Source organism: Desulfuromonas thiophila (assembly GCF_900101955.1).
Lineage (GTDB): Bacteria > Desulfobacterota > Desulfuromonadia > Desulfuromonadales > Desulfuromonadaceae > Pseudodesulfuromonas > Pseudodesulfuromonas thiophila.
Genome location: NZ_FNAQ01000012.1, coordinates 1 through 15,823 on the forward strand (window position 1 = coordinate 1; position 15,823 = coordinate 15,823).

Consider the following 15,823-nt stretch of genomic DNA (forward strand, 5'->3'; position numbering starts at 1 on the left):
GCTCAGTTCGCGGGATAGCGCATCAACGGATTCGCCCCGCAGCAGACGTAGGACCACTTCACGCTTGCGGGCGGCACTCCAGCGCTGCCCCTCGGCCAACGGTCCTGTGACGGTTTCGTTCTGGTTCTGTTTGGTCATTGTTAATCTCCTTGGACACGGGGACATTACCCCAAATCAGTGTCCAAGAAAACCGGCGCCGCTCCATATTTAGCATCCAGCCCCTCCCCCTTCTGTTGCCGCTGGAGTGCAGCGACCAGATGGCGAAGAAAGCGATGAACTGTTTGAGGACGAAGTCCGAGTTTTCAGCGCGCGCCATCTGGGCGTGGAACGGAAGGAACCTGCCTTCAGGCAGGCGGTAACAGTGGGTCGCTTTCTTTTGCTTCGTTTTCTTTGTCGACACAAAGAAAATGAAGGCGGGTGTGGGAGCGCACTCCCACGTCATGTGGGCACCAACAACAAGAACGGATAAGGTTCGCCAGAGCAACCAGCTCAACAAAACGAACCACAAAGGAAAGTTAAAAAAGAAGCTAACTTAAAAGGGAAAAAGCAGCAAAACCGGGACTGTCCCAGGCTGTTGCGGTGCAAACCGCCATTGTTCCATAGCCCGTAAACATCTGGGACAGCCCCAGATAGGGCTTGGGACAGTCCCGAGTTTACTACGAAATAGCATAACAAGGAGAACCCCATGAAAGTGATCTTCGTCGGCGCCGGTCCCGGCGACCCGGACCTGCTCACCGTCAAGGCCCAGCGCCTGCTGCGCCAGTGCCGCATCTGCGTCTATGCCGGATCCCTGGTCAGCCCGGAAGTGGTCGGCCTGGTCCCCAAGGACGCCGAGCTGCACGACTCCGCGGCCATGACCCTGGAGCAGATCGAGGCGGTGTTCGTCAGCGGTCAGCAACAAAATACCGACGTCATCCGCCTGCACACCGGCGACCCGGCCATCTACGGTGCCATCCGTGAGCAGATGAACGTCCTCGACCGCCTCGGTATCGACTACGAGGTGGTGCCCGGCGTCAGCTCTTTTCAGGCAGCGGCGGCCGCGCTCAAGACTGAACTGACAGCGCCGGAGATCGCCCAAACCATCATCCTCAGCCGCACCTCGGGACGCACGCCCATGCCCGCCAAGCAGGAGCTGGCCGAGCTGGCGCGCACCGAATCGACCCTGTGCCTGTTTTTGTCGGTGCACAAGCTGGCCACGGTGGCGGATGAGCTGATCCCCTATTACGGCGCGGACTGCCCTATCGGCGTGATCTTTCGCGCCAGTTGGCCGGATGAAATGATCGTCGAGGGCACCTTGACGGATATCGCGCCCAAGGTGACGGAGGCGGGCATCACCAAGACGGCCATGATCATTGTCGGCCCGGCCTTATCCCGTGACATTCCGGTGTCGAAACTGTATCACCGCCACTTCAGCCACGGCTATCGTAGCGCCGATGGCAGTGCTGAAACCAGCGACGGAGCCGAGTCATGACCACGGCCGTGATCACTTTTTCACCGCAAGGTCTCAAGGTGATGCAGCGCATTGCCTCCCACATGGCCGTGGATCAGTACCTGCATCAGGCCATTGCCGCCCCGCCCGGCGTGACGCCGTTTGAGCGGGTTGTCGCCCTGACCGGTGAGATTTTCAGCCGCTACGAAGGCCTGGTGTATGTGGCACCATGCGGCGTGGTGGTGCGCGCTATTGCCCCGCTGGTCGACAGCAAACTGCGCGATCCGGCCGTGGTGTGCCTTGATGTCGGCGCGCGCCACGCCATGAGCGTGCTCAGCGGCCATGAGGGCGGTGCCAATGATCTGGCCATTGCCGTGGCCAATATCACCGGCGCGGAACCAGTGATCTCCACCACCACCGAGGCGGTCAAGGATCTCATCGTCGGCATCGGTTGCCGCAAAGGTAAAAGCGCCGCCGATATTGTCACCGCTGTCACCACGGCCTTGGCCGGGCTGGAGCTGCCGCTGGAGCGGGTGCGCTTGCTCGCCACGGCCGATGTTAAGGCGCAGGAGGCCGGGCTGCTGGAAGCGGCAGCGCAACTCAACATCCCGCTTCGGGTGATCGACTCCGACCTGATCCGCCACAGCACGCGGCCGTTCGGCCATTCGGAGTTTGTCGCCAGTCACGTACAACTGCCCGCGGTGAGTGAACCCGCGGCCCTACTTGCAGGACGGAGGACGTCATTACTACTTCAGAAAACAGCCTTCAACGGCATCACCGTGGCCATTGCCCGGGAAAACTGTCCCTCGTTGGCTTAGGCCCCGGCAGCATTGCCGACCGCACCGCCCGCGCCACTGAGGCCATCTGCGCCAGTGAGGTGATCGTCGGTTACGGCCCTTACGTGGACAGCATTGCCGACCTGATCACGGATCAGCAGGTGATCACCTCGGGGATGATGAAAGAGTCCGAGCGCTGCCGCGCCGCCCTGGATGCGGCCCGCTCAGGCAAACGGGTGGCGCTGATTTCATCGGGCGATGCCGGGATGTACGGCATGGCCGGGCTGGCCATGGAGATGGCGGCGGCCGATGGCGACCACATTGCCATGGAGGTGATTCCCGGTGTGACCGCAGCCAACTCGGCAGCGGCCCTGCTCGGCGCACCGCTGATGCTCGACAGCGCCACCATCAGCCTCAGTGATCTGCTGGTGCCGTGGGAGATGATCGTCACCCGCCTCGAAGCCGTGGCCGCCGCCGATCTGGTGGTGTCGCTGTACAACCCGCGCAGCAAAAAGCGGGTGATGCAGCTCGAAGAGGCAACGCGCATTTTCCGCGCCCAGCGTCCCGGCACCACGCCGGTTGGCATTGCCACGGCTGTGGGCAGCGCCGATCAGCAGGTGGTGCTCACCGACCTCGACCATCTGCTGGAACAGGAGGTGGGCATGCGCTCGGTGGTGATCATCGGCAACTCCACTACCTGCGTGATGGATGGCCGCATGGTGACGCCGCGCGGCTACTATGAAAAAAAAGATCGCGAACAGGAATAACGGATGAATGACGCCCCCCACATTCTACTGCTCGGCGGCACCAGTGAAACCGCGCCCCTGGCCGTCAAACTGGCCACGGCAGGCTATCAGGTGCTGGTGTCGACGGCCACGGATGCCGCTCTCGCTGTCGGTGATCATCCGGCCATCCACCGCCGCTGCGGTCGTTTGGACCGCGACCAGCTTGCTGCGTTGATCGACCAAGAGCGGATGATGGCGGTCATCGACGCCACCCATCCCTATGCCCGCGACGTGCATCAGGCGGCACGCGATGCGGCCACGCACAGCCAGCGCCCCTACCTGCGCTATCAACGTCAGGCCTTGGTGGAGGCGTCCGGCGACGTGGTGACGGCCCTCGATCATGACGAAGCGGCCCAGCTGGCCTGCGCTGATGGGCGGCCGGTGCTACTCACCACCGGCTCGCGTCATCTCGGTCCCTATGTGGCGGCGGCCCAGCACAACGGCATCGCACTCTATGCCCGCATGCTCAATCATCCCGAAGCCGTGGCCGCCTGCGAGCAGGCCGGGTTAGCGGACAACGGGCGCATCTTCGGGCGTGGCCCGTTCAGTCTGGAACAGAACCGCGCCCTGATCCGCCAGTACCACATCGGCGTGCTGGTCACCAAGGACAGTGGCCGCGCCGGTGGCGTGGCGGAAAAGCTCGCAGCCGCCCGCCTGGAACAGTGCCGGGTGATCGTGGTGCAACGGCCCGACGAAACAACGGAGAATACATTTGACGACATGGACCGGCTGGTCGCAGCCCTCCAGCAGTGCTGCCCGGTCTCAACGGTCTCAAAGATTGGAGAAATGAAGTGAATAAAACAACGCGGGTTTATCTGGTGGGTGCCGGTCCCGGCGACAGCGGCCTGATCACGGTCAAAGGCAAGCGCTGCCTGCAACGCGCCGATGTGGTGCTCTACGACCGGCTGTGCAATCCGGCCCTGTTGGGCGATGTGTCCCCGGCAGCGGAACAGATCTACGTCGGCAAAAACATGGGCCATCACGCCCTGCCCCAGGAGCAGATCAATGCCCTGTTGGTGGAGAAAGCAGGTGAGGGCAAGGTGGTGGTGCGCCTCAAGGGCGGCGATCCGTTTGTGTTCGGCCGTGGCGGTGAGGAGATCGACACCCTGGCCGAGGCGGGCATTCCGTTTGAAGTGGTGCCGGGCGTCACCGCCGGGTTCGCCGCCGGAGCCTACGCGGGCATCCCTCTGACCCACCGCGACTTCACCACCAGCGTCACCCTGGTCACCGGCCACGTCAACACGCGCAAAAACGCCCAGCGCGATATCGACTGGCCCGCCCTCGGTCGCGGTCACGGCACCCTGGTGTTTTACATGGGGCTGACCAACATCGCCACCATCTGCGACGAGCTGATCCGCCATGGCCGCGCCGCCGACACGCCGATGGCCGTGGTCAGCCATGCCTCCACCCCACAGCAACGCACCCTCATCGCCACCCTGGCCGATGCACCACAACAGGTGGCCCAACAGGGCGTCACCAGCCCGGCGGTGATCTTGGTTGGCGACGTGGTGACACTGCATGAGCGCCTGGATTGGTTCCAGCGCCGCCTGACGCCGGAAGCAACATCAGCACAGCCACAACCCAAAGCGTCCGCCACCACGCCGCAGGATGACAGCGCACGCACCAACATCCTCATCTTTACCGGCAACGGCAAAGGCAAATCCACCGCCGCGTTCGGCATGGCGTTGCGCGCCGTCGGCCACGGCCAGCGGGTACGCATCCTCCAGTTCATGAAAAACGACCCCGATGTCGGCGAACTGGCGGCGCTGGAGCGCCTCGGCGTACCCCTGGAACAATGCGGTCTCGGCTTTGTGCCCAAGCCGGAGCATCCCCTGTACGCCGCACACCGTGACGCCGCCGAGCACGGGCTGGCCCGTGCCGAAGCCGCCATCTTCAGCGGCAATCACGACCTGATCATCCTCGACGAAGTGTGCGGCAGCGTAGCGCGGGGTCTGCTCGACGAACACAAGGTGGTCGATGTGCTGCGCCGCGCCCCGGCCCCGCTGACCCTGGTGCTCACCGGCCGCCATGCCGGGCCCGCCCTCATCGATCTGGCCGACACGGTCAGCGAGATTCAGCCCGTCAAGCATGCCTTTGAGCAAGGCATTCCGGCACGCAAGGGGGTGGAATTTTGAGCGGCTGTCCACGCCTGGTGATCGCCGGCAGCCACAGCGGCGTTGGCAAATCGTCCCTGACTCTGGCGCTGGTGGCGGCGCTACGTCAACGCGGCCTCACGGTGCAGACCTTCAAGGTCGGGCCGGACTACCTCGACCCCGGCCACCTCAGCCGGGTATCGGGCCGCCCGTGCTACAACCTCGACGGCTGGATGTGCGGCCGCGACTACGTCAGCCGCCTGTTTGCCGAGCGCAGCGCCGCTGCCGACATCGCCATCATCGAAGGGGTGATGGGCCTCTACGATGGCAGCAGCCCGACCAGCCTCGACGGCAGCACCGCCCAGATCGCCGACTGGCTGCAAGCCCCCGTGGCCCTGGTGGTCAACAGCCACGGCATGGCCCGCAGCCTCGCCGCCCTGGTGCACGGCTACGTCAGCTTTGAGCCCACCATCACCCTGGCCGGAGTGATCGCCAACTTCTGCGGCTCCGACTCCCACGCCACCCTGCTCACCCAGGCATTGCAGGCCGCCAGCCTGCCACCACTGCTCGGTGCCGTACCGCGCAACGCCCTGCCCGCCCTGCCCAGCCGCCACCTCGGTCTGGTCTCCGCCACGGAAACCCCATGGAACGCTGCCCTCATCCAGCAACTCGCCGCAGCCGCCGAGCAGCACCTCAACCTCGACCAGCTGTTGCAACAGGCACACAACGCGCCATCACTGCCGCCGCTACCGCCAGCGCCCCCGGTCAAAGTTGTCGCAAATGGCACGGTGCGCCTGGCCATTGCCCGCGACGCCGCTTTTCAGTTTTACTATCAGGACCTGTTCGATGCTTTGGAACAACGCGGCGTGCAGTTGGTGTTTTTCTCTCCGCTAGTCGACGCAAAACTGCCCGCCGATTGTAACGGCCTCTACCTCGGCGGCGGCTACCCGGAAGAGCATGCCGAGCAGCTGTCATGCAATCACACCATGCTCACCAGCATCCGGGATTTCTGCAACAGTGGACGACCTGTGTATGCCGAATGTGGCGGATTGATGTATCTCAGTCAGGGTTTGCAGGAAGAAGAAAAAAACTGGCCATTTGTCGGCATCCTGCCAAGCTGGACCAGAATGCGCTCTCGGCGCCAGCGTCTCGGGTATATGGAGGTGACCTTGCAGCGGTCTACGTTGTTTGGTGCTGCTGGCACACGACTGCGTGGCCATGAGTTTCACTATTCAGAATTGTGTGATGATCCGTTGGTAAATCTGGACTGGGAAGCTGTTTATCAGGCACGCACCAATCGTGATGGGTCGCTGCGTGTTGAAGGGTATAGTCGGGGGCAGGTTTTAGTGAGCTATGTTCATTTGCATCTGGCCTCATCGACCAAGGCTTTAGACAATTTAGTTTCCATGTTGTAAAAGTTAGCTGACTGTTTCAAACTAGAAAAGTGAAGATGAATATCCTCTATCCTGAGCGCCCCCCCCAACTTACCATATTTAAATTCTAATGGCGCTGTAGCTTGACCCAAAAACTGACAACAGGAAAAATAAAAATGCTCCTGCCTTCACCAGACTTCTTTTGTTCTTGTTTAAAGTTCAACATCGAAAAACTTGGCCGTGTGGAATCAGGAAAAATCGTTGGCAAGAAAGAACCGACGGTTCGCAAATGGCTCAGAGAAGATGATGTTCCTGAAGAAGATTACAACAAGATCATTGAACACATGACTCAGCTCGGTAACGGTGAGTTTAAAGAGGAATTTCGACTCGTAACTGAAAAATCCCCTCTTGCAAAATCTGATGCCTACAAATGGAGACTCTTCAGCCAAGGCATCTTGATGCATGAAGATGCACTATTACCTCATACGTTGAGAGAGATATTTTCCGATGCTGTACAATGGTTGGTAATGGCGGAATCAGCACATCAATTGGAAGAAGACAAACATTTTGGCCACTTTAAAACATTCGTCTCAGAGGTCTTGGCGCCCAAGTTCAACTTGCCCCATCCCCTTAAAAATTTGGTTGACGAAAGCAAGGATTTTTCAGAAATGAAACCAGCCTTGGCTTGGCTGTTCATTGAGCGCTTCATCTACTTTCTTGCGATGGCAGAAGTTGAATGCCTGTGGATCTACTACGGAGTCAAAGAACCAAAACTCTCAAACATCATTCTTCCGACTTTTGAAAAAAATAAGGTGCAGGCCCCGGTCAAACGCTTCTTTAGTTATTTTTTTGACAATCTTGTTTCTCGCGGTTGGTATCAAAGCCTTGACGACATTGCGGACAACATGCCGAGAGTACAACTGTCCAAACAAGGCTTGATTGATGAGGAGACGGCCAAATACCAAGCCGAAGCCGGAGTCGATAAGGAAAACAGAATGCGGCAGCTCAAACGTGCCAAGTACCAAGGCAAGCCGATTGAGTTTCATACACTCAGAACCTGGATAGACGCACTGATTCCTTCCGAGATCTATCCATCGGAAGAAAACCGGGAAATTGAGAAGCAGTTGCTTTGCGACGGATATGCAGGAGCCAGAATTCTTCAAAAATTCTTCGAAGAGACAAAAAAAGACCTCCCGGAAAAAGAACTTCTTGTCAGGTTTGAGAGCTATTCAAACTGGCATCTCATTCACTGCAACGCCATCATTGAAAAGTGAAAGGAAGGGGACCACGCCCCTTCCTCTCTACTCTTTCTTACTTAATCCAGGTCTTCACTTGAACGATCTTCCCAATCTTCAGGCCGCTCGTCCTCGCCTCTGGACTCCCAGTAGGCATCGTTGTTCGGGTTCAGTTGGTTTGAATGATTGTCCATGTCGTCTTTGTGGCTCATTTCGCCCTCCTTCAAAAATGGGGTTTAAAGATGAACCAGACAGTAGACCGAAAAAATCACTATGAATATGTGACAACGACTGTAATCAGTCAAGAAAGTAGGGAGAAACGAGAGGAAACAAGGGACACCCTCCAAATTAAATTGCTTTTAACACAAAACCAGTCTATCCTTCTCCCATGCCAAGAATAGCCCGCATTGTCGTTCCCGAATATCCCCACCACGTCACTCAGCGCGGCAACAACCGCGCGACCGTCTTTTTTAACGATGAAGACCGACTGCAATACCTCAAACTGCTGGCAAAATACAGCAAGGCGTTTTCTTTGCAGATTTGGGCCTACTGTTTTGATGGACAACCATGTTCATTTGCTCGTTGTTCCCGAGAAAGAGGACTCACTGGCTCGCGGCATCGGCCTGACAAATCAAGTCTATACGCAATATCTCAATCGCAAATTGAAGCAAAACGGTCGTATTTGGCAAAACCGGTTCTTTTCATGTCTGGTGGAACAGGATGACTATCTGTGGACGGTGGCACGATATATCGAACAGAACGCGGTCAAATCGGGCACAGTAAAAAAGGCGGAAGATTACCGCTGGTCCAGCGCCAGGGCTCATCTCACCTCTGGCTGTGATGATCTTTTACATTCACCCTCTTGGCTTGCTTGCAAAGACAGGTCAGCCTATGCTGATTTTATCATGCAAAGTGACGACAAAGCTGAAGACAGCTTGCGTAGCGTAACCCGGGCAGGTCGTCCGTTCGGTTCTGAGGGGTTTATCGATAAGATGGAAGAGACATTGAAGACAACGCTAAGGCCCCGCAAACCGGGCAGGCCAAGAAAAACCGGGGAGCGTCCCCTGGTTTAGCATCTGGCCTCTGCGCCAGAAGCCCTGGCTGGGTTTGTTGCCTGAAGAAACCGATATCAGATCTCCACCCGAACACTGGCCGCACGGAACATTGAGCCTCTTGTCCGATGCGGCGTGGCGGCTCGGTCATGACCGCAAATATGCGGTTGCGGTCAGCAGCCGAACTCCTCTATAGTTCCGGGGCCGTGCCCTGAAAAAGCGCCATCTTCAGCCCAGCGCGTAAAACCACCCTTCAGGAGGTTCGCCGACAGGAAACGGGCGGCCACAGGCCGCCACCGACAACTGAATAGTTTGCCACAACAGTGTTCAGCCCGCGCGGCTGCTGAAAAGGGAATCCCGTGCAAATCGGGAACGGACCCACCGCTGTAACCGGGGACAACAATCGCACAACGCCACTGAACCACCGTTCGGGAAGGCGCGGTTGAAGGACGATCCGGGAGTCAGAAGACCTGCTGTCGTGGTTTTGATGTCATTTATACCGAAGGGGATGATTCGGTCGGCATGCGCAAGGTCAAGGGTCACAATGGGAGCCCGTAACCGTCTGGTTACGGGCTTTTTTGTTTTCCGCCACGCCTGAAATCTGTCTGAAGCCTCCCCGTTTTTATCCAATGTTGTGCAATCAACCAAGGAGCGCTTCTCGATGAAAAACCGCCACACCATTTTTTATGCCCTTTTTTTCTACCTGCTCGGCATGACACCCAATATCTCCACGGTGTTTGCCGATGAGACGACGGACAGCCTTGTGCTCGATGACATGGTGGTCACGGCCACCCGCTCGCAGAATTCCGCCTTTGCCACGCCGGTGACGATCAGCGTCGTCAACCAGCAACAGATTCAGGAGCAGAATGCCGCTACGTTCACCGACCTGCTCGACGGCGTGGCCGGTGTGACCCTGAGCGGCGCCGGGCCGTGGGAAACCACGCCGACCATTCGCGGCATGGGCACCAACCGGGTGCTGGTGCTGTTCGACGGCGACCGCGAGACCAACCTGTGGGCGGGTCGCGCGCCGCTGACGCCGTTTATCGACAGCAACGACATTGAACGGATCGAAGTGGTCAAGGGCCCCTCCTCTGTGCTCTACGGCAGCGATGCCCTCGGCGGCGTCATCAACATCATCACCAAGGAGGTGGCTCTGGCCGACGGCGACAGCTGGCAGGCCGAGCACCACATCGGCACGCGCTATTCGTCGGTGGATGACGGCCTGGTCGGCAACTATACGGTCAACGCCGGCGGTCACGGTCTCGGCATTCGCCTCAACGTGGCGGCTCAGGATCACGACGACTATGAAGTCGGCGACGGCGACGAGCTACCCCACAGCCAGTTTGAAAACAAAAGCCTCGACCTGAAAGCCCTCTACAACGTCAACGACCATCACAGCGTCCAGGCTGAATTGCGCATCAACGACATCAACGACATGGGCGTGGCGCAGAAAGACCCGCAGGCGCCGGAATCGCACTTCACCCTGTACAACACCCGCACCTACAAACTGGCTTATGTCGGCACAGATTTGGGCGCGGTGCAGCGCCTGGAAACGCGCCTGTTCCACGTCGACCAGAAACGGCGCTTTGTCGGCGATTTCCCCAACACGGCCAAACAGCTCCACAACCTGAAGCAGAACACCATCGACACCACGGCCAGCGGCGGCTCGCTGCAGGCCACCTTTGCGCCGGGCCGCAACCAGCAATGGACCACTGGCCTGGAGATTGTTCACGAAACCACGGATTCCGACGAATCGCAACAAACCTTCACCACCACCAACGATGCGCTGAAAAAACTGCTCAGCTTTCAGCCGGTGCCGGATGGCGAGCGCGATCATGTGGGGCTGTTCGCCCAGAACGAGGTGACGGTGACGCAGCGCTGGCGCCTTACCCTCGGCGGCCGTTACGATTACTTTGAAGCCGATGCCGACGATGTCACCATGAGTCAGACCAGCTACGGCGGCAGCGGTGCCACCACGGTGCAGGCGGTGAACGCATTCTCCCGCGAAACCGATCAGGCCATGACCTTCAGCCTCGGCTCGCTCTATGCCCTGAGCAACACCTTGCATCTGACCGCCAACTTGGCCACGGCATTTCGCGCCCCGGATCTGTTTGAACGCTATTCCACCCGTGGCGGCGGCAGCCAACTGATCATCGGCAACCCGGACCTCGACGCCGAATATAGCTACAACGCCGACCTCGGCCTCAAATACCTATCGTCCCGCGCCAGCGGCTATGTCAGTGTGTTTTATAACCGTGTTGACGACTATATCGATCTGGTCAAGCAGGACAGTTCGTTCCTCGCCAATATCCCCACCTATGGTTACGTCAACGTCGAGGACGCGGAACTGTACGGCATCGATGCCGAAGCCACCCTCCACCTGACGTCGCGCCTCGATCTGGAAACGGCCATCGCCTGGGTGGAAGGCAAGGACCGCGACACTCACGAGCACCTTAGTGCCATCGCCCCGCTCAACGGCCGCATTGGCCTGCGTTACGCCGCGCCGCTGACCGACAGCATGCGCTACAGCCTGCGCGCCCAGGCCACGCTCTACGACCGCCAGCGCAATGTGTCGGACAGCGAAGACGAGACGCCGGGCTATACGACGTTTGACCTGCACGCCGGGCTCAATCTCGGCGCTTGGGCGATGTTTGACGCCATCGACCTGAACCTCAGCGTGAAAAACCTCCTCGACCGCGGCTACCGCAGCCATTTGCGCTCCAGCCAGGAAACCTGGATCTATGAGCCGGGCCGCAACATCGTGGTCGGCCTGCAATGCACCTTTTAAGGAATAAGCGGATGAACATGCTGAGGCACTCGCTCCGTTTGCTGATCGGATGGCTACTCGTGCTCATCACCGCACCCCTGACCTGCGCGGCCGCCAGCGATTCCGCTGGCCCGCGCACGGTGACGGATCTGGCCGGACGTCAGGTCGAGGTAACCGTTCCGGCCCGGCGGCTGGTGGGCATCCATTCGGCCCTGAGCCTGCTGTGCTATATGAACCTGGCACCCCAGGTGGTGGGTGTGGAGCAGGAGGAGAAAGATCCGCGTCAGTGGCTGGGCGGCACCGGCCGCTCCTACCGGCTGGCCCATCCCGAATTCAGTGCGTTGCCCGGTATCGGCTCGCAGCGCCAGATCGACGCCGAGGCGCTGGTGGCGCTGCAGCCCGATGTCATCTTCATGGGCTGGGGCACGCCGCAGGCCGCCGACCGGCTGCAGCAGCAGACCGGCATCCCGGTACTGATGGTGCACAACGGCGACCTGACCAAGCAACACCATCGGTTTGAACAATCGCTGGATCTGATTGCAACGATCTGTGATCGCCGGGAACGCGCCGAACAGATCAAGGCGTTCATCAACGCCAGCCTGAATGATCTGCACCAGCGCATCAAAGGGCACACCTCATCCACGACATGCTATATCGGCGGCCTCAATTTCCGCGTCGCCCACGGCCTGCTCGGCACCAGCCGCGACTATCCGCCGTTTGTGCTGCTGAAGGCCAACAACATCACCGACGCCATCACGCCGCCAGCCAACCTGGTCAAGGGACGCTTTTCCCTGGCTGCGGAAAGCTTACTCAAGGCCGATCCCGAGATCATCTTCATCTGTGCCAGCGGTGAGTCCCTGGTGCGCGACGATCTGAGCCATCCGGCCTTTGCCGCCCTCAGCGCGGTACGCAACCAGCGCCTGTATCGCATCATCCCCCATTACTATGCCGCCAGTCCCGACACGGTGCTGGCCGAAACCTGGTACATGGCCACGATCCTCTATCCCGGAGCCTTTGCCGATGTCGACATCGCGTCCACGGCCGACCGCTTTTACCGCTTCTTTGTCGGCGCACCGCTCTACCGGGAGATGGCGACACTGTTCGGCCCGTTCGCGCCGCTGAACGCCAGCGCAGTGGGCAACACAGAGGGCGGCCCGTCGTTATGAGCCTGAGCAACGCCTACCACCGACGCCAGCATCGTCTGACCGTGGGCGGACTGGTGACCCTGCTGATACTGGGCCTGATCACCCTGCTCGCCCTGACCAGCGGCGCGATGGAGGTGGACTGGCGTCAGCTGTGGTGCGGCGACGGCCAGACACTGAACGCAGCGCAGCGCGTCCTGCTGCATATCCGCCTGCCGCGCGCCTGCAGCGCCATCCTCGGCGGTGCGGCCCTGGCCACGGCCGGGCTGATCCTTCAGGTACTGCTCAACAATCCGCTGGCCTCGCCCTCCACTCTCGGTATCTCTCAAGGCGCATCGTTCGGTGCGGCATGCGGCATCTGGCTGCTGTCATCCGGTCCGTCGCTGACCGTGTCGCCGTGGCTGGTCACCGGCCTGGCGTTTGCCGGCGCCATGGCCACCACCCTGCTGATCCTCGCCCTAAGCCTGTGGCGCAACTGCGGCCGTGAAACCATCATCCTCGCCGGGGTGGCGCTCAGCGCCCTGTTCGTTGCCGCCACCACCCTGTTGCAATATCTGGCCGACGACACCCAGCTGGCCGCCATTGTCCACTGGAGTTTCGGCGATGTCGGTCGTGCCGACTGGCGCGATCTGCGTCTGCTGGCCCTGGTCACGTTGGTTGGTTTGGCCGCGCTGTGGAGCCAACGGCGCACCTTCAACGCCCTGCTGTGCGGCCACGACACCGCCACCAGCCTCGGCCTGCACGTCACCCGCTTGCGTCTGGCCGGAGTGACCCTGGTGACGCTGATGACCGCCACCACCGTCACTCTGCTCGGCGTCATCAGCTTTATCGGCCTGGTCGCCCCCCATCTGGTGCGACTGCTGGTCGGCGACAACGTGGTGGCACGGCTGCCGTTGTGTGCCCTGAGTGGTGCCATTCTGTTGCTGCTCGCCGACCTCACCGGCCGCACCCTGCTGGCGCCGCTGACCTTTCCCGCCGGGGTGGTCACCGCCTTTCTCGGCGCGCCGCTGTTCCTGGTGTTGCTGTTCAGCCGGGAGCAGCCATGGACCTGACCCTGCGCCAACTGCGTTTCGCCTATCGCGGCGGCCGTCCAGTGCTCAATGGCCTCGACACCACGCTGGCCGACGGCCAACTCACCGCCCTGCTCGGCGTCAACGGCTCGGGAAAATCCACCCTGCTCAAGCTGATGGCCGGGATTCTGACGCCAAACAGTGGCGCCATCGTCCTCGGTGCGCCGCTGGAGCAATCCCTGAGTCAGCTCAGCCCACGGCGCATCGCCCAATACTGCGCCTATGTGGCCCAGAACACCCAGCCAGCCACCCTGACGGTATTCGACTACGTGCTGCTCGGCCGCCTGCCCCACCAGCATGGCTGGTCAGCCAGAGCCTCCGTGGCGGATCTGAATCAGGTGGAAGCCTGTCTGAACCAGATGGACCTCACCGACCTGGCAGGCACGCATCTGAATCAATTAAGCGGCGGCCAGTTGCAGATGACCGTCATCGCCCGCGCCCTGGCCCAGCAACCGGTCATCCTGCTGCTCGACGAACCGACCAACAACCTTGATCCCAAACATCAGGTGCAGCTGATGGACAAGCTGCGTACTGTCAGCCGTGAACAGGGCACCATGGTCATTTTCAGCATGCACGATATCAACCTTGCCCTGCAGTGGGCCGACCGGGTGATGCTGCTGCATCAGGGCGGCCTGCTACGGCACGATCCAACCCAGCTACTCACCACGGCCGACCTGTCAACACTGTTCGGCATGCCTTATCAGATGGTGGAAACGCGGAACCATCAACATTGGTTTTGGCCAGCCCTTAATGGCAGCCTGAAATGAACTGAACAACAAAAACTCAACAACGCCCCGGAAGAAGGATTGGGCGCTGCAGGGCGGCTATTGGCACCAGGCCCGGCCAACAGGCTCGCCACCACCCCACAATGAAAAAAGGACTTACCGGCTAAACCGATAAGTCCTTGATTTTCTTTGGTGGAGCTAGGCGGGATCGAACCGCCGGCCTCTTGAATGCCATTCAAGCGCTCTCCCAGCTGAGCTATAGCCCCGTTGCTGAACGAGGGCGTTTATACCAAGAGACGCAGGTACTGTCAACGACTTTTATCGAAAAAATCACCGGTCGTCTCTTTTTCTGCCTGGCGGTGTCTTGCGATCTCGACCACCACCTTGCCGTACCGCAGCGCAGCGCAACAGCAACCCAACGCAAAAAGCCCGGGCCGACGCATTGCAACGGCCCAGGCTTGCATTCCCCTTGTTGCGTCTGGAGAATTTTACTTGCCGGTCAAACGGACCAGGGCCTCCCGATATTTTTCGCCGGTTTTGCGGACGATTTCGGCCGGCAGATCAGGTGCCGGGGCTTTTTTGCCCCAATCGAGGGTTTCAAGATAATCCCGCAAAAACTGCTTATCGAAACTGGGCTGAGGTCCGCCCGGCTGATATTGATCAGCCGGCCAGAAGCGCGACGAATCCGGCGTAAGGGCTTCATCAATCCAGAGCAGCTGATCGTTGTAGAGACCGAATTCGAATTTGGTATCAGCGATGATAATCCCTTTGGTCGCAGCATAGCTGCGGGCCCGCTCATAAATGGCGATGGTGGTGTCGCGCACCTGGGCCGCCAGGGCGGCACCGCACAATTCCTCCACCTTGCTGAACGGAATATTCTCATCATGCTCGCCCAGCTCCGCCTTGGTCGAAGGGGTAAAAATCACCTCGGGCAGACGATCGCTTTCCTTCAGCCCAGACGGCAGCGGGATACCGCAGATGCTGCCCTTGGCCTGATATTCCTTCCAACCGGAACCGGAGATATAACCACGCACAATACATTCCACCGGCAGGGGACGGGCCTTTTTCACCAGCATGCTGCGGCCTTCGAGCTGATCGCGATATGCCAAAGCGGCCGACGGAAATTCCTCGACATTGGTGCTCACGATATGATTGGGAATGATGTCCTGCATCATGCTGAACCAGAAAACCGAGATTTCAGTCAGCACCTGTCCCTTGCCCGGAATGCCTTCGTTCATGATGACATCGAAAGCCGAGATGCGATCGCTGGTTACAATCAGCAGATACTCTCCCACATCGTAGATGTCGCGCACCTTGCCGCGGTTGACCAGTTTGAGCCCCGGACAGTCGGTTTGCATAATCGTCGCAGTCATGGT

At 59.8% G+C, this 15,823-nt stretch carries 14 protein-coding genes, 1 tRNA gene, 1 pseudogene and 1 riboswitch; of the genes and pseudogenes, 12 read left to right on the plus strand and 4 right to left on the minus strand.

What is annotated here, in order from left to right:
- Positions 1-93: pseudogene (locus BLR80_RS13455) on the minus strand (IS3 family transposase); the annotation flags it as partial.
- A 592-nt stretch (positions 94-685) separates the two neighbouring features.
- On the opposite strand from BLR80_RS13455, the gene cobM reads away from it, so the two are divergent.
- The 7 genes from cobM to BLR80_RS09460 all read left to right on the plus strand — a co-directional run bounded on the left by cobM (position 686) and on the right by BLR80_RS09460 (position 7,730).
- A complete protein-coding gene (gene cobM / locus BLR80_RS09430) occupies positions 686-1,471 on the plus strand; it encodes a precorrin-4 C(11)-methyltransferase (protein WP_092079174.1) in 786 nt (261 codons plus the stop codon).
- Positions 1,468-2,247, plus strand: a complete 780-nt coding sequence (locus tag BLR80_RS09435; protein WP_092079177.1) for a cobalamin biosynthesis protein — start codon at positions 1,468-1,470, stop codon at positions 2,245-2,247. Before cobM ends, BLR80_RS09435 begins: the two co-directional genes overlap by 4 nt.
- An 11-nt stretch (positions 2,248-2,258) precedes the next feature.
- The gene (gene cobJ / locus BLR80_RS09440; protein WP_245691463.1) at positions 2,259-2,972 is read left to right on the plus strand and encodes a precorrin-3B C(17)-methyltransferase; all 714 of its coding nucleotides are present in this window, start codon (positions 2,259-2,261) and stop codon (positions 2,970-2,972) included.
- 3 nt (positions 2,973-2,975) lie between these two features.
- Positions 2,976-3,785: a precorrin-6A reductase gene (gene cobK / locus BLR80_RS09445; RefSeq protein WP_092079183.1), complete on the plus strand. Its 810-nt coding sequence runs from the start codon at positions 2,976-2,978 to the stop codon at positions 3,783-3,785.
- A complete protein-coding gene (cobA, locus tag BLR80_RS13250; RefSeq protein WP_245691456.1) occupies positions 3,782-5,125 on the plus strand; it encodes a uroporphyrinogen-III C-methyltransferase in 1,344 nt (447 codons plus the stop codon). Before cobK ends, cobA begins: the two co-directional genes overlap by 4 nt.
- Entirely contained in the window at positions 5,122-6,498 is a 1,377-nt protein-coding gene (locus BLR80_RS09455; protein WP_092079187.1) for a cobyrinic acid a,c-diamide synthase CobB, read from the plus strand. Before cobA ends, BLR80_RS09455 begins: the two co-directional genes overlap by 4 nt.
- A 101-nt stretch (positions 6,499-6,599) precedes the next feature.
- Positions 6,600-7,730, plus strand: a complete 1,131-nt coding sequence (locus BLR80_RS09460) for a hypothetical protein (protein ID WP_143012130.1) — start codon at positions 6,600-6,602, stop codon at positions 7,728-7,730.
- A gap of 41 nt (positions 7,731-7,771) precedes the next feature.
- On the opposite strand, the gene BLR80_RS13330 is transcribed toward BLR80_RS09460, so the two are convergent.
- On the minus strand, positions 7,772-7,903 hold the full coding sequence (locus tag BLR80_RS13330) for a hypothetical protein (protein WP_281241637.1): 132 nt from the start codon (positions 7,901-7,903) through the stop codon (positions 7,772-7,774).
- Positions 7,904-8,098: 195 nt separating this feature from the next.
- On the opposite strand from BLR80_RS13330, the gene BLR80_RS09465 reads away from it, so the two are divergent.
- The 5 genes from BLR80_RS09465 to BLR80_RS09485 all read left to right on the plus strand — a co-directional run bounded on the left by BLR80_RS09465 (position 8,099) and on the right by BLR80_RS09485 (position 14,489).
- Complete coding sequence (locus tag BLR80_RS09465; RefSeq protein ID WP_092079193.1) at positions 8,099-8,764, plus strand: transposase; 666 nt, start codon at positions 8,099-8,101, stop codon at positions 8,762-8,764.
- Positions 8,765-9,047: 283 nt separating this feature from the next.
- A riboswitch (cobalamin riboswitch) is annotated at positions 9,048-9,235 on the plus strand.
- A 169-nt stretch (positions 9,236-9,404) separates the two neighbouring features.
- Positions 9,405-11,531: a TonB-dependent receptor plug domain-containing protein gene (locus tag BLR80_RS09470; protein ID WP_092079196.1), complete on the plus strand. Its 2,127-nt coding sequence runs from the start codon at positions 9,405-9,407 to the stop codon at positions 11,529-11,531.
- 11 nt (positions 11,532-11,542) lie between these two features.
- Positions 11,543-12,676 carry an ABC transporter substrate-binding protein gene (locus tag BLR80_RS09475; protein WP_171906403.1) on the plus strand — a complete coding sequence of 378 codons (1,134 nt, stop codon included), beginning with the start codon at positions 11,543-11,545 and terminating at the stop codon, positions 12,674-12,676.
- Positions 12,673-13,704, plus strand: a complete 1,032-nt coding sequence (locus BLR80_RS09480; RefSeq protein WP_092079202.1) for a FecCD family ABC transporter permease — start codon at positions 12,673-12,675, stop codon at positions 13,702-13,704. Before BLR80_RS09475 ends, BLR80_RS09480 begins: the two co-directional genes overlap by 4 nt.
- A complete protein-coding gene (locus BLR80_RS09485; RefSeq protein ID WP_092079205.1) occupies positions 13,695-14,489 on the plus strand; it encodes an ABC transporter ATP-binding protein in 795 nt (264 codons plus the stop codon). Before BLR80_RS09480 ends, BLR80_RS09485 begins: the two co-directional genes overlap by 10 nt.
- Positions 14,490-14,637: 148 nt before the next feature.
- Here BLR80_RS09485 and BLR80_RS09490 read toward each other — a convergent pair.
- Together BLR80_RS09490 and BLR80_RS09495 are read right to left on the minus strand one after the other, a co-directional pair.
- Positions 14,638-14,713, minus strand: a tRNA-Ala gene (locus BLR80_RS09490).
- Between the two features lie 222 nt (positions 14,714-14,935).
- Entirely contained in the window at positions 14,936-15,820 is an 885-nt protein-coding gene (locus BLR80_RS09495; RefSeq protein ID WP_092079208.1) for a phosphoribosylaminoimidazolesuccinocarboxamide synthase, read from the minus strand.
- Positions 15,821-15,823 lie beyond the last annotated feature (3 nt).